13 protein-coding genes are annotated in these 13,314 nt (G+C 71.1%); 8 read left to right on the top strand and 5 right to left on the bottom strand.

Translation table 11 applies throughout. The features are described from left to right. The 4 genes from ACFY2Z_RS12160 to ACFY2Z_RS12145 all read left to right on the top strand — a co-directional run. A partial coding sequence (locus ACFY2Z_RS12160) for an alpha-glucosidase C-terminal domain-containing protein (RefSeq protein ID WP_390744071.1) occupies nt 1–417 on the top strand: 417 nt, incomplete at its 5' end. 46 nt (nt 418–463) lie between these two features. Next, on the top strand, nt 464–1,861 hold the full coding sequence (locus ACFY2Z_RS12155) for a maltokinase (RefSeq protein WP_390744070.1): 1,398 nt from the start codon (nt 464–466) through the stop codon (nt 1,859–1,861). Between the two features lie 41 nt (nt 1,862–1,902). Next, nucleotides 1,903–4,104, top strand: a complete 2,202-nt coding sequence (gene glgB / locus ACFY2Z_RS12150; RefSeq protein ID WP_390744087.1) for a 1,4-alpha-glucan branching enzyme — start codon at nt 1,903–1,905, stop codon at nt 4,102–4,104. Between the two features lie 321 nt (nt 4,105–4,425). Further along, nucleotides 4,426–5,220 (top strand): SigB/SigF/SigG family RNA polymerase sigma factor, encoded by a 795-nt coding sequence (locus ACFY2Z_RS12145; RefSeq protein ID WP_390744069.1) that lies wholly within the window; start codon nt 4,426–4,428, stop codon nt 5,218–5,220. A 335-nt stretch (nt 5,221–5,555) separates the two neighbouring features. Here the strand turns inward: ACFY2Z_RS12145 and ACFY2Z_RS12140 are convergent, their stop codons facing one another. Further along, nucleotides 5,556–5,915, bottom strand: a complete 360-nt coding sequence (locus ACFY2Z_RS12140) for an ANTAR domain-containing protein (protein WP_390744086.1) — start codon at nt 5,913–5,915, stop codon at nt 5,556–5,558. Nucleotides 5,916–6,059: 144 nt separating this feature from the next. Here ACFY2Z_RS12140 and ACFY2Z_RS12135 point away from each other — a divergent pair, with 144 nt between their 5' ends. The 4 genes from ACFY2Z_RS12135 (at nt 6,060) to ACFY2Z_RS12120 (ending at nt 9,141) form a co-directional block, all read left to right on the top strand. After that, on the top strand, nt 6,060–6,761 hold the full coding sequence (locus tag ACFY2Z_RS12135) for a UdgX family uracil-DNA binding protein (protein WP_390744068.1): 702 nt from the start codon (nt 6,060–6,062) through the stop codon (nt 6,759–6,761). A gap of 81 nt (nt 6,762–6,842) precedes the next feature. Next, complete coding sequence (locus ACFY2Z_RS12130) at nt 6,843–7,523, top strand: ABC transporter permease (protein WP_390744067.1); 681 nt, start codon at nt 6,843–6,845, stop codon at nt 7,521–7,523. Then, a complete protein-coding gene (locus ACFY2Z_RS12125) occupies nt 7,520–8,191 on the top strand; it encodes an ABC transporter permease (protein WP_390744066.1) in 672 nt (223 codons plus the stop codon). Before ACFY2Z_RS12130 ends, ACFY2Z_RS12125 begins: the two co-directional genes overlap by 4 nt. Then, nucleotides 8,188–9,141 (top strand): ABC transporter substrate-binding protein, encoded by a 954-nt coding sequence (locus ACFY2Z_RS12120; protein ID WP_390744065.1) that lies wholly within the window; start codon nt 8,188–8,190, stop codon nt 9,139–9,141. The genes ACFY2Z_RS12125 and ACFY2Z_RS12120 overlap by 4 nt, the downstream gene beginning before the upstream one ends. 34 nt (nt 9,142–9,175) lie before the next feature. Here ACFY2Z_RS12120 and ACFY2Z_RS12115 read toward each other — a convergent pair whose 3' ends face one another. Genes ACFY2Z_RS12115 through ACFY2Z_RS12100 form a run of 4 tightly spaced genes read right to left on the bottom strand, consistent with a single transcriptional unit; the run spans nt 9,176 to nt 13,259 of the window. Beyond that, nucleotides 9,176–10,330 (bottom strand): ABC transporter ATP-binding protein, encoded by a 1,155-nt coding sequence (locus ACFY2Z_RS12115; protein ID WP_390744064.1) that lies wholly within the window; start codon nt 10,328–10,330, stop codon nt 9,176–9,178. 22 nt (nt 10,331–10,352) lie between these two features. Then, nucleotides 10,353–10,997: a lactate utilization protein C gene (locus ACFY2Z_RS12110; RefSeq protein WP_390744063.1), complete on the bottom strand. Its 645-nt coding sequence runs from the start codon at nt 10,995–10,997 to the stop codon at nt 10,353–10,355. Then, complete coding sequence (locus ACFY2Z_RS12105) at nt 10,994–12,472, bottom strand: lactate utilization protein B (protein ID WP_390744062.1); 1,479 nt, start codon at nt 12,470–12,472, stop codon at nt 10,994–10,996. The genes ACFY2Z_RS12110 and ACFY2Z_RS12105 overlap by 4 nt, the downstream gene beginning before the upstream one ends. A 31-nt stretch (nt 12,473–12,503) precedes the next feature. Then, nucleotides 12,504–13,259 (bottom strand): (Fe-S)-binding protein, encoded by a 756-nt coding sequence (locus ACFY2Z_RS12100; protein ID WP_390744061.1) that lies wholly within the window; start codon nt 13,257–13,259, stop codon nt 12,504–12,506. Between the last annotated feature and the right edge of the window lie 55 nt (nt 13,260–13,314).

The raw sequence follows: 13,314 nt of genomic DNA, 5'->3' as shown, positions 1-13,314 counted from the left end.
TACCAGGTCACCAACGTGGAGGCGTCGATGTCCTCGCCGTCCTCCCTGCTGCACTGGACCCGCCGGATGATCGAGATCCGCAAACAGAACCCCGCCTTCGGGCTCGGCTCCTACACCGAACTGCCCTCCTCCAACCCGGCCGTCCTCGCCTTCCTGCGCGAAGCCCCCTCGACGGAGGGACAGGGGGACGACCTGGTGATGTGCGTGCACAACTTCTCCCGCTTCGCCCAGCCCACCGAACTCGACCTGCGCCGTTTCGACGGCCGCCACCCGGTCGAACTCATCGGCGGGGTCCGCTTCCCCGCCATCGGCCAACTGCCCTACCTGCTCACCCTCGCAGGCCACGGCTTCTACTGGTTCCGGCTCCGCAAGGACCTTCCGCAGGCCACCAAGGTGAACCTGGTCGTGGCCCGTTGACCCATGGCCGCAGTTCGGCCGCCCCGGAGGGAAAGGACGCGACGCCATGACGAAGACCGAGAGCGCAACACTCCGCCCGGACAGCCTCGACCCCGCCTGGCTGCTGCCCTCGCTGTCCGGTCTGCTGCGCACCTGGCTGCCCAGGCAGCGGTGGTTCGCGGGAAAGGGGCGTCGCGTCACGGACCTGGTGCTGCTCTCGGTGACGGAACTGCGCCCCGACTGTCTGCACCTCCTGGTCCGCGCCGAGTATCCCGAGCTGTCGGCGAGCGGCACATCGCGCGCCACCCCGGTCCGCGACTGCTACCAACTGATCCTCGGATTCGGTGAGTTCCTCATGCCCCGGCACCACACGGCCGTCCTCGGACGTGTCCGCGAGGGCCCGCTGACGGGGCTGCTGGTGTACGACGCGCTGCACGACCCGCGTTCGGCGTCCCTACTGCTGGACCGGCTGCGCACCCCAGGCACCGCGGGCGCCCTGCGTTTCGAACGCGACGGAGGGGTGACGATCCCGGCCGGCCTCCCCCCGCGCCTTCTCGAAGCCGAGCAGTCCAACTCCTCCCTGGTGTACGGGGACGCGTACATCCTGAAGCTGTTCCGCCGTGTGCGGCCCGGCATCAACCCGGACCTGGAGGTGCCCTGGGCGCTGGCCCGGCAGGGCTGCACCCGCGTCCTCGCCCCGGTGGCCTGGTTCCGTACCTCCAGCCCGTGGGCGGCGACCCTCGGTGTGCTCCAGCCGTTTCTGTGCGGCGCCGACGACGGTTGGACGCAGGCGCTGGCCGCGCTCGCGGCCGGGCGGGAGTTCACCGAGGAGGCCCATGAGATGGGGCAGGCCACGGCCGAGGTGCACCTTGCCCTCGCCGCGGCGTTCCCCGTCGAGTCCCAGGGGCCGTCCCGCAGCGAGCGGCTCGCCGCCGGGATGCAGGAACGGCTGCGGGACGCCCTCCACGCCGTACCGGAACTGCTGCCGTACGCGGCCGGGCTGAGGTCCGCGTTCACCGAGGCGGCGGCCCTCGACTCGCCCCGGCCCGCGCAGCGGATCCACGGCGATCTGCACCTGGGCCAGGTGCTGCGCGCCGAACGGCAGTGGCACGTGATCGACTTCGAGGGCGAACCGGCCCGTCCGCTGCCCGAACGGCGCCGGGTCCAGTCCCCGGTGCGCGATGTGGCGGGCATGCTCCGCTCCTTCGACTACGCCGCCCACGCCCGCCGGCCCTGGCGCCCCGAGTGGGCGCTGCGGTGCCGGGAGGCCTACTGCGAGGGCTATGCCACCGTGGCCGGCTGGGACCCCCGCTCGGAACCGGAACTGCTGCGGGCCTACGAGACGGACCGCGCCGTGTACGAGGTGCTGTACGAGGCGCGGCACCGGCCGGACTGGCTGCCCGTGCCGATGGCGGCGATCGCGCGCCTCGCCGAACGTCCCGGCCTGAGGAGGCTGATACCGTGACCGCCCCCAGCGCATCCCCACCGCCCCTGTGCTCCCCGCAGTTGGGGAGACCGAGTGCCGCACCCGCGGAGCCCGGCGAGCGACAGCGGCTGCTGGCGGGCGAGCACCACGATCCGCACGCGGTGCTCGGCGCCCACCCGGCGTCCCGCGGGGTCGCCCTCCGCGTGCTGAGGCCCGGCGCGCTCTCGGTGACCGTGCTTCTCGACAGCCTCTGGGCGGAACTGCACGACGACGGCGACGGGTTCTTCTCGGTGCTGCTGCCCCTGCGGAACGCCCCGGAGTACCGGCTCCTCGTGGCCTACGAGGACTCCGTGCTGGAGACTGACGACCCCTACCGTTTCCTGCCCGCCCTCGGCGAGCTGGATCTGCATCTGATCGGCGAGGGGCGCCACGAGCAGCTCTGGCGGGCGCTCGGAGCCCATCCGATGACCCATGCGGGTGTCAGCGGCACCCGTTTCACGGTGTGGGCACCCAATGCGCGGGGGGTGAGGGTCTGCGGGGACTTCTGCCACTGGGACGGCACGGCCCATCCGATGCGCTCGCTCGGCTCGAGCGGGGTGTGGGAGCTGTTCGTGCCCGGCATCGGCGCCGGAACGCTGTACAAGTTCGACATCACACGCCCCGACGGCACCCACACCGTACGCGCGGACCCCATGGCCCGCCGCACGGAGGTGCCGCCCGCGACCGCGTCCGTCGTCACCGCGTCCGATTCCGCGTACGTGTGGCACGACGAGGAGTGGCTCGCGCATCGCGGGGACACCCCCGTGCACGAGGCGCCGTTCTCGGTGTACGAGGTCCATCTGCCGTCCTGGCGGCCCGGACTGACCTACCGCCGGCTGGCCGAGCAGCTGCCCGGGTATGTGAAGGAGCTGGGCTTCACCCATGTCGAGCTGATGCCGATCGCCGAGCATCCCTTCGGCGGCTCGTGGGGCTACCAGGTGACCGGCTTCTACGCGCCCACCGCCCGCCTGGGCACGCCCGACGACTTCAAGTACCTGGTCGACGCGCTGCACCAGGCGGGTATCGGCGTGCTGATGGACTGGGTTCCGGCGCACTTCCCGCGTGACGAGTGGGCGCTGGCCGAGTTCGACGGGCGGCCCCTGTACGAGCCCGCGGACCCGCTGCGGGCCGCCCATCCGGACTGGGGGACGCTGGAGTTCGACTACGGACGGCGCGAGGTGCGCAACTTCCTGGTCGCCAACGCCGTGTACTGGTGCGAGGAGTTCCACATCGACGGCCTGCGCGTGGACGCGGTCGCCTCCATGCTCTATCTGGACTACTCACGCGAGTACGGCCAGTGGCGGCCCAACCAGCACGGCGGGAACGAGAATCCGGACGCGGTCGCGTTCCTGCAGGAGATGAACGCCACGGTCTACCGACGCTGCCCCGGAGCGATCACCATCGCCGAGGAGTCCACGGCCTGGGACGGCGTCACCCGACCCACCGACCACGGCGGACTCGGCTTCGGCCTGAAGTGGAACATGGGCTGGATGCACGACTCGCTCGTCTACGCGTCCAAGGACCCCGTGCACCGCCGGTACCACCACAACGAGATGACGTTCTCGATGGTGTACGCGTACAGCGAGAACTACGTCCTGCCCATCTCGCACGACGAGGTGGTGCACGGCAAGCGGTCGCTGGTGTCGAAGATGCCCGGCGACTGGTGGCAGCAGCGCGCCAACCTCCGTGCCTATCTGGGCTTCATGTGGTCCCATCCGGGCAAGCAGCTCCTGTTCATGGGGCAGGAGTTCGCCCAGGGCGACGAATGGTCCCAGGACCATGGCCCGGACTGGTGGCTGCTCGACCCGGGCTACGGTGCCGCCGCCGATCACCGGGGTGTGCGCGACCTCGTGCGCGACCTGAACGCTGTCTATCTGCGCACCCCGGCCCTGTGGCAGTGCGACACCCGGCCCGCAGGCTTCCGCTGGGTGGTCTGCGACGGCGCCGACGACAACGTCTTCGCGTTCCTGCGCTTCGACGCGGACGGCACCCCCCTGCTCGCCGTGTCCAACTTCTCGCCGGTCGTACGTCACCACTACCGCCTGGACGTGCCCGACGACGTGCCGGCCTGGGACGAGGTCCTGAACACCGACCTCGCGCGCTACGGCGGAAGCGACGTCCGCAACACCGGTCCCGTGGCACCGGGCACCGGTCCCGGGCACGGCATCCGCCTCACGCTCCCACCGCTCGCCACGCTCTGGCTGCGTCCCGTCACGGAAAGCGCCTCGACCGGGAGCCGATGAATTCCCAGGAATTACCCGGCCCCTGAAATTTCCGTGCCCTTGTGCCACGCCCCATGCTCCGGCACTTTGCCCGTCGCATTGCCCGCTCACCTTTCGGAGCGATGAGATTCCCATGAGTAACCCCGGTGAGGCAAGAAATGTGCCTTATGGATTGTTTGGCGCCGGGAAAGCCGGGAATGGCTCATAAGAGTGCTTCGGACAGGAGGCACCTCCGTGGAAACTGGCCCAGCAGATCCCGGGTGTGTGACTCTCCGCGTGGTCCGTCGTTGCGCCTTCCCACGGTGACTGCCCAGTCAGCCCCTTGAGGGAGTTGAAAGCACGATGCGCATCACGGTCAAGGCGAAGCAGCATCCCCACGACGACGCACCCGACACCACCGGCGCTTTCGCTCAGCTGCGCGAACTGCCCGAGGGCCCCGAACGCCAGACACTGCGCGACGACATCGTGCGGTCCTGGCTGCCGATGGCCGACCGCATCGCCCGCCGGTATCGAGGGCGGGGCGAGTCGGTCGAGGACCTCTGCCAGGTCGCGGCGCTGGGACTCGTCAAGGCGGTCGACCGCTACGATCCGGGCCGGGGGTACGCCTTCGAGAGCTACGCCATCCCCACCATCACCGGTGAGATCAAGCGGCACTTCCGCGACCACATGTGGGTCCTGCATGTGCCTCGCCGGGTCCAGGACCTGCGCAATCGGGTGCGGACGGCGGTCAAGGAGATATCCCAGGAGACCCCCGGGCAAGGCCCGACCGTCGCCGAGATCGCCGAGCACGCCCACCTCAGCGAAGAGGACGTCCGGGTGGGTCTGGAGGCCATGGACAGCTTCACCGCGCTGTCCCTGGACGCCGAGGTCGCGGGCAGCGACGACGGATACGCACTGGGCGACGCCCTCGGTGAGGCCGACTCCGGGTACGACCTCATCGTCGACCGCGAGGCCGTCAAACCGTGCCTGCGGTCACTCCCGGAGCGCGAGCGCACCATCCTCTATCTGCGCTACTTCCGCGGAATGACCCAGAGTCGCATAGCGGACCAACTCGGTATTTCCCAGATGCATGTCTCACGACTGCTCAGCGGATGCTGCGCCCGGATACGCGAGGAGGCGCTCGCCGATATCGCCTGACAGCGGGCAGCCCGATATCACGCCTGATACCCGTAGAGCCTGATACCGGAGAGTCCGTCCGCCCCGAATCCTGAGGCTGCGCTCCCGCTCATGCAGCCGCATCGCATCCGGCCGTCCGGATCGGCCACTCGTCGACCGGACGGCCGTTTGCGGGCGAGCTCACTGCCGAACCCTCCCGGGAACGGCTTGGCAGTGCGCCGCTCCTTCCGGACTATCCGTGAGAGGGTATTTGAAACACGCCGCCCGCGGGGCAACGCAGGCAAATCAACGGGTCATTGACCGGAGCCCCTGGAAACGCCCGACAGACCCGGCGGCAGCGTGGCCCTGCCGGGGCCTCAGGGGCGTGGCGGGTCCTCCGGGAGCTGCGCCGGTCCGTAGCGGTCGAGCGTGGCCTCCAGCAGGTCCCGGACGTCGGCCGGGAGATCCCCGCCGCCTCCCCAGACGACGATCAGCTCCGCGACATGGCGCAGCTTGATGTTCGCGTGCTGGGAGACCTCCCGGAGCACCTCCCACCCCTGCGCCGGGGTCACATGGCCCACAGCCACCAGCATCCCGATCGCCTGGTCCACGACCGCGTGCGAGGTGACGGCCTCCTTGAGCTGGCTGACCTCCTCCTCCAGCTCGACGATCCGCTCCGTCTCGGGCGCCGCGGCGTCCGGCTCCTGCTTCCCCGGCCTGCCCGGATGGGCGTCCATGGTCATCGGCCCCTCCGAGGCGGCGTGGCGCGTGTGATGTCCGGCTCCCTCCATCGTCGCCACTCCGCCGGGGGTGTGCGAGCCGGGGGGAGGGGTACTCCGAGCTCTGGGCCCGGCACGGCAGGGCCCGGAAGCGAGGCCGGTATGAGCCGTTCCGACGACGCCTGGGCCGGCGCCTACGACGCGACCCCCTTCCTGCCGGACGACGGCGAGCTGGCCGCGTACCGGCGTGCCGCCGCGGACTGCCGTGGCTGCCCGCTGTACGCGAACGCCACCCAGACCGTGTTCGGCAGCGGCGACACCTCGGCACGGGTCCTGCTGGTCGGGGAGCAGCCCGGCGACCAGGAGGACCGGCAGGGCGAGCCCTTCGTCGGACCGGCCGGACATCTGCTGGACCGGGCGCTGACGGAGGCGGGGATCGACCGCGGCACGGCCTACGTCACCAACGCGGTCAAGCACTTCAAGTTCACCGTGGTTCCGGAACGCGGCAAGCGACGCATCCACAAGGCGCCGAGCCTGCGTGAGCTGAGCGCCTGCAAGCCCTGGCTGCGTGCGGAACTGGACCTGGTCCGCCCCGAGGTCGTGGTGGCCCTCGGCGCCACCGCCGGCAAGGCGCTGCTGGGCAGCTCGTTCCGGGTGACCAAGGACCGGGGGAGCCTGCTGCCGATGCCCGGCGCCGACGGGCAGTACGTCGTGGCGACCGTGCACCCTTCGGCGATCCTGCGCGCCGACGACCGGGAGGCCGCGTACGCCGGTCTGGTCTCGGACCTGAAGGTGGCGGCGCGGGCCCTGAACGGGCAGGGCCGGGAGAGACCTCGGGCCCTGAAGGGGCGGCAGGGGGGGTGAGACAACGAGCGGGCCGGCCGACAGCCCCGGACGGCCCCCCACGACCTGCGGCCGCGCTCGCCCGTCCGGTGCAATGGACCCGTGACCGCGCCCCCGGACGACTGCCTCGCCCGTAACGAGTGGATCTGCGGCGCGTATGTGCGCACCCGCCGCCATATCCTCCTGGACGCGGTGGCCGAACATCTGCAGCTGACCGCGGCCTCCGTGCTCATCGGTCTCGTCGTCGCCGTGCCCCTGGCCCTGCTGGCGCGCCGCTGGACCGGGATCGCCGGGCCCGTCCTCGCGGGCACCACGATCCTCTACACCATTCCGTCCCTGGCGATGTTCTCACTGCTGCTGCCCCTGTACGGACTGTCACCCACCCTGGTGGTCGCCGGTCTCGTCCTCTACTCGCTCACCCTGCTCGTCCGGAACCTCCTCGCCGGGCTGCGCGCCGTTCCCGAGGAGACCCGGCAGGCGGCCCACGGCATGGGATACGGCCCCGTCCGGCTGCTGCTCACCGTGGAACTCCCGCTCGCCCTGCCCGCCGCCATGGCCGGCCTCCGCATCGCCACGGTGTCCGCGGTCTCCCTGGTCACCGTCGGGGCGATCGTCGGTTTCGGCGGCCTCGGGAACCTGATCTACGTGGGCATGAACACGTACTTCAAGGCCCAGGTGCTGACCGCGTCCGTGCTCTGCGTGCTGATCGCCGTGGCCGCCGATCTGCTGCTGCTCGGCGTGCAGTGGCTGATCACCCCCTGGGCGAGAACGGCACGCGGATGAGGACCCTCGGCGACGCCTGGCACTGGCTCACCGACCCCGCGCACTGGTCGGGCGACGGCGGCATCGGGCACCGGCTGACGGAGCACGTCCTCCTCACCGTCGGCTGCCTCGTCGTCAGCTGTGCGATCGCCCTGCCGGTCGCCCTGGTCCTCGGCCATCTCGGCCGGGGCGGCGCGCTCGCCGTCAACATCTCCAACGTCGGCCGTGCCGTCCCCACCTTCGCCGTCCTGGTGCTTCTGCTGCTCACCCCGCTCGGCCGCTGGGGGCAGGGACCCACCGTCGTGGCCCTCGTGCTCTTCGCCGTACCGCCCCTGCTCACCAACGCCTACGTCGGCATGCGTGAGGTCGACCGCAGTGTGGTGCGGGCGGCGCGGGGGATGGGCATGGCGGGCCGGCAGACACTGCTGCGCGTGGAACTTCCCCTCGCGCTCCCGATGGTCCTGAACGGGGTGCGGATCGCCGCCGTGCAGCTCGTCGCGACCGCGACCATCGCCGCCCTCGCGGGCGGAGGGGGACTGGGCCGGATCATCACCGCGGGCTTCAACCTGGCGAGCACACCGCAGGTGGTGGCCGGGGCCGTGCTGGTGGCGGCGCTGGCACTGATCGTGGAGGGAGTGTTCGAGGCCGTCGAGCGGCTGGCCCCGCCCCGGGTCCGAGGCGCGCGATGAGACGGTGCGCGGCGGTCGTGACCCTGCTCCTCGGGTGCCTCATGGGCCTGCTCGCCGGCTGTGCCACGGGTCCTTCCCTGGAGACCCGCGGCCGGGTCACCGCAGCGCCCCGTGACAGCGGACATCTGACGGTCGGCTCGGCCGGCTTCACCGAGAGCGATCTGCTCGCGCAGATGTACTCCCTGCTCCTGAACCGTGCGGGCTACAAGACGTCGCTGATCACCGTCGCCAACCGTGAGCTGTACGAACCCGCCCTGGAGTCCGGGCAGATCGACGTCGTCCCCGAGTACGCGGCCACCTTCGCGGACTGGCTCGACGCCCGGACTCACGGGCCCGACGCCCCTCCCGTCGGCTCACCGGACCTCGACGCCACCATGAAGGCCCTGCGCGCCCTCGCCGCACCCCGTGGACTCACCGTGCTCGACGCCGGCCGGGCGGTGGACCAGAACGCCTTCGCCGTGTCGGGGGCCTATGCCCGTGAGCACCGCCTGCGGACGTTGAGCGATCTCGGCCGGTCCGAGCTGAAGGTACGGCTCGCGGCAGGCGACGAATGCGTACGGCGGCCGTACTGCGCACCGGGGCTGAGGAAGGTGTACGGCATCGACGTCATCGGCGTCGACCCCAAGGGCGTCGGTACCACCCAGGCCAAGCGGTCCGTGCAGAGCGGACGGAACCAGATGGTGCTGACCACCACCACCGACGCGACCCTCGACGCCTTCGGACTGGTTCTGCTCGCGGACGACAGACATCTGCAGAACGCGGACCACATCGTCCCGGTCGTGAGCCGCTCCCGCGCCGGCGGCACACGCGTCGCACAGGCGCTCGGCGCCCTGAACCCCGTTCTCACCACACGGGATCTGGCGTCGATGAACCAGCAGGTCGACAGCTGGCGCCGGCTGCCGCAGGACGTGGCCCGCGCCTATCTGAAGGACAAGGGCCTGCTGAAGTGACGCGGCCCCGAGGCCGTGCCCGCGGCCGGGGCCCTCACGCGTCCGCCACCGACTCGTAACGCACCTCCCGGCGCGAGACACCCCGGGCGTCCGCGTCCACCGAACGGCGGAGCGCCTCATGGAGCTTGGCCGGCGTCAGGACCCCCAGGAAGCGGGTGCCGTCCAGCACCGCCACCCAGCCGGCGTCGTGCTGGAGCATCACCCCGAACGCCTGCCGCAGCGGAGCGCCCACCGGTACCCAGGAGTCCATCCGGTGCGCATGGTCGCGGACCAGACCGCCCCGGGCCAGTTCGTCGACGCCGGCCCAGCCGTGCAGATCACCGGCGGAGTCGAGCACGACCGCCCAGCGTGCGCCCTGCGCGGTCAGCCGGGCCGCCGCTCGCCCGCCGGCCTCGTCGAGCCGTACGACCGGCGGCTGCTCCAGATCGCTCGGCTCGATCTCCGTCACCGACAGCCGCTTCAGCCCCCGGTCCGCCCCCACGAACGCGGCGACACGCGGTGTCGCGGGGGTCCCCAGCACCGTCCCCGGCGTGGCGAACTGCTCGATGCGCCCCTGCCCGTACACCGCGATCCGGTCGCCGAGCCGGACGGCCTCCTCGATGTCGTGCGTGACCAGCAGCACCGTCTTGCGCACGGCGTTCTGCATCCGCAGGAACTCCTCCTGCAACTGCTCCCGCACCACGGGGTCGACCGCCCCGAACGGCTCGTCCATCAGCAGCACCGGCGGGTCGGCGGCCAGCGCCCGCGCCACTCCCACCCGTTGCCGCTGGCCGCCGGACAACTGGTCCGGATAGCGCGGTCCGTACGTTTTCGGATCCAGGCCCACCAGATCGAGCAACTCGGCCGCGCGCGCCCGTGCCCTGGCCCTCTTCCAGCCGAGCAGGCAGGGCACGGTCGCCGTGTTGTCGAGCACGGTCCGGTGCGGGAACAGCCCGACCTGCTGGATCACATAGCCGATCCGCCGCCGCAGCCGCACCGGATCGACGGTCGCGACATCCTCGCCGCCCACGAAGATCCGCCCCGAGGTCGGCTCGATCAGCCGGTTGACCATCATCATGGTGGTCGTCTTGCCGCAGCCGGACGGTCCGACCAGGGTGACCAGCTCGCCCTCGCGGATCTCGAAGGACAGGTCGTCGACGGCCGTCGTACCGTCCGGATACCGCTTGGTGACCTCCTCGAACCGGATCATTCCCTCACGCTAGCCGCGCCGGTCACACCTCGCTCACCAGCACCACCTCCAGGGTGCGCGGGCCATGCACCCCCTCCACCCGGTCCAGCTCGATGTCACTGGTCGCGGACGGCCCGGAGATCCAGGTCAGCGGGCGGTCCGGGACGAGCCGCCGCAGCGCCTGGGGCACGGAGTCCACGACCTGGTCCGGGACGAGTACGACACAGATGTGGTGGTCGGGGACGAGGGTGATACGCCGGCGGCCCTGATCCGGTGAGCCGTCCAGCACCAGGGTGCCGGTCTCGGCGATCGCGACCGCACAGCCGGTGACCACACTGTCGACGCGGTCGAGTTCGTACGGGGTGCTCTCCGCCCGGTCGGGCACCTGCTCCACGCCCGTGAGCCAGTCGGTCGGCAGTCCCGGGGGCACCAGCACGGTCCGCGCGCCGCGCGCCGCGAGCAGACCGGCCAGGGTCGAGGGCAGCTGCCTGGTGTCCGTCCGATGCACGATCGCCCGGTAGTCCGCGAGGTTCTCCGCGAGCAACTCCACGGTCTCGGCGGGGGTGCGCTCGCCGTGCCGCTCCCGATAGTGCCGGGGAACGCCCTGCTCGTACGGCGTGTCGCCCTTGGGCACGTCCGCCAGCGCGCGGCGCACCCGGCCCAGGATCAGATCCCTGCTGTTGCTCACCTCTCCGCCTCCTTCCCTCCGTGTGTGCGCTGCCACCAGTCGCGGAACGGTTCCGGGGGCAGCGTCGGCAGGTCCCGGCTCGCGCTCCACGCCCGGCCCGGGCCCGGCAGGGTCCGCGGCAGGAAGCGGCGTGAACGCGATGCCAGACGCTGGCCCGTGCGCAGCGCGCCCGGGTGGCTGAACGCCCAGCGCGCCGCCCGCATCGCCGCCCGCTCGGCGGCGTGTCCCCGCGCCGGCCGCAGCACGACCTTGTTGCCCGCATGCGTCGCGGGCCCGCCCTCGGCCACCCGTTCCCGCAGATGCACCAGCACCTCCGGGATGTCGATGGCGACCGGGCACACGTCGTAGCAGGCACCGCAGAGCGACGAGGCATAGGGCAGTGAGGCGTCGATCGCGCTCTGGGTGCCCCGCAGCTGGGGGCTGAGGACGGCTCCGATCGGTCCCGGGTACACCGAGCCGTAGGCATGGCCGCCCGCCCGCTCGTACACCGGGCACACATTGAGACACGCCGAGCAGCGGATACAGCGCAGGGCCTGACGGCCGACCTGGTCGGCGAGGGCGTCGGTACGGCCGTTGTCGAGCAGCACCAGGTGGAAGGTGCTCGGTCCGTCCCCGTCCGTCGTGCCGGTCCACATCGACGTGTACGGGTTCATCCGCTCGGCGGTCGAGGACCGGGGAAGCGTCTGGAGGAACACCTCCAGGTCCTGCCAGGTCGGCACGATCTTCTCGATGCCGACGACGGAGATGAGCGTCTCGGGCAGCGTGAGGCACATCCGCCCGTTGCCCTCCGACTCGACCACCACCAGCGTGCCCGTCTCCGCGACCATGAAGTTCGCGCCCGTGACGGCGACCTTGGCGCGCAGGAACTTCTCCCGCAGATGCAGCCGGGCCGCCTCGGCGAGTTCGGCGGGTGTGTCGGTGAGCCCCTCGGGAGCGGGACGGCCCCACGCGCCCATCTCGGAGCGGAAGATGTCGCGGATCTCCCCCCGGTTGCGGTGGATCGCGGGGACCAGGATGTGCGAGGGCCGGTCCTTGCCCAACTGCACGATCAGCTCGGCGAGATCGGTCTCGTAGGCGCGGATGCCCTCCGCCTCCAGCGCCTCGTTGAGGCCGATCTCCTGCGTGGCCATGGACTTGACCTTCACGACCTCGGACTCGCCGGTGGCCTTCACCAGTTCGGTGACGATCCGGTTCGCCTCCTCCGCGTCCGCCGCCCAGTGGACGATGCCCCCGGCCGCCGTGACCGCCTGCTCCAACCGCACGAGATGGCCGCCGAGATGACGCAGCGTGTGGTCCTTGATCCGCTTGCCCGCCTCGCGCAGCTCCGCCCAGTCCGACAGCTCCGCGACGGCCGTCGCCCGTTTGGCGCGGATGGTGTGGGTGGCATGCCGCAGATTGCCGCGCAGCGTCCTGTCGCCCACCGCCTCGTGCGCGGCCTCCGGAAACGCCGGCATGCCGACGAACGTCCCGCTCATGCGAGGCCACCCTTCATCACGACGACGCCCCTCATACCAGCGGCTCCTTCTCCGTGCTCGCCAGGATCTCCGCGATGTGCACCGGCCGCATGCCGACGCGCAGCCGTGCCATCGTGCCGCCGATGTGCAGGAGACACGAGTTGTCCGCCGCGCACAGCACCTCCGCCCCCGTCGACTCGGCGTTGCGTACCTTGTCGGCGCCCATGGCCGCCGAGACGTCGGGGTTCTTCACGGCGAAGGTGCCGCCGAAGCCGCAGCACTCCTCGGCGCCGGGCAGCTCGATCAGTTCCAGTCCCTTGACGGCCCGGAGCAGCCGGGTCGGGCGGTCGCCGAGCCGCAGGCTCCGCAGCCCGTGACACGTCGGGTGATAGGTCACCGGATGCGGGTAGTACGCCCCCACGTCCGTCACCCCCAGCACGTCCACCAGGAACTCGGTCAGTTCGTACGTCTTCGGGACCACGGGTGCCACGGTGGCCGCGAGGGCGTCCCCGCGGCCCTCGGCCCGCGCCCGCTCACCCATGCGCGGATACAACTCCCGCACCATCGCCCCGCAGGACCCGGACGGGGTCACGATCGCCTCGTAATCCCGGAATACATCGGAGAACTTCACCGCGAGCGGCTCGGCCTGATGCCGATATCCGGTGTTGTAGTGCGCCTGCCCGCAACAGGTCTGCGCCAGCGGGAAGTCGACCTCGACGCCCAGCCTGGTCAGGAGTTTCACCACGGCGCGTCCGGTGTCCGGATAGAGCGTGTCATTGACGCAGGTCAGGAACAGAGCGACACGCATCGCGGCTCCTTGGGGTCGATCATCGGATGAGTGCAGGGTAATCGGCGGACGCGGC

Origin of the sequence: Streptomyces sp. NPDC001222 (genome assembly GCF_042896945.1) — a bacterium.
Lineage (GTDB): Bacteria > Actinomycetota > Actinomycetes > Streptomycetales > Streptomycetaceae > Streptomyces > Streptomyces gibsoniae.
The sequence above is the reverse complement of the archived record's forward strand: the minus strand, read 5'-3'. Positions and strand labels throughout refer to the sequence as shown.

Excerpts from the sequence above, each read along its gene's own strand:
- ACFY2Z_RS12155 (WP_390744070.1), top strand. The coding sequence starts at position 464 with ATGACGAAGACCGAGAGCGCAACACTCCGCCCGGACAGCCTCGACCCC.
- ACFY2Z_RS12145 (WP_390744069.1), top strand. The coding sequence starts at position 4,426 with ATGCGCATCACGGTCAAGGCGAAGCAGCATCCCCACGACGACGCACCC.
- ACFY2Z_RS12140 (WP_390744086.1), bottom strand. The coding sequence starts at position 5,915 with ATGGACGCCCATCCGGGCAGGCCGGGGAAGCAGGAGCCGGACGCCGCG.
- ACFY2Z_RS12135 (WP_390744068.1), top strand. The coding sequence starts at position 6,060 with ATGAGCCGTTCCGACGACGCCTGGGCCGGCGCCTACGACGCGACCCCC.
- ACFY2Z_RS12125 (WP_390744066.1), top strand. The coding sequence starts at position 7,520 with ATGAGGACCCTCGGCGACGCCTGGCACTGGCTCACCGACCCCGCGCAC.
- ACFY2Z_RS12120 (WP_390744065.1), top strand. The coding sequence starts at position 8,188 with ATGAGACGGTGCGCGGCGGTCGTGACCCTGCTCCTCGGGTGCCTCATG.
- ACFY2Z_RS12115 (WP_390744064.1), bottom strand. The coding sequence starts at position 10,330 with ATGATCCGGTTCGAGGAGGTCACCAAGCGGTATCCGGACGGTACGACG.
- ACFY2Z_RS12105 (WP_390744062.1), bottom strand. The coding sequence starts at position 12,472 with ATGAGCGGGACGTTCGTCGGCATGCCGGCGTTTCCGGAGGCCGCGCAC.
- ACFY2Z_RS12100 (WP_390744061.1), bottom strand. The coding sequence starts at position 13,259 with ATGCGTGTCGCTCTGTTCCTGACCTGCGTCAATGACACGCTCTATCCG.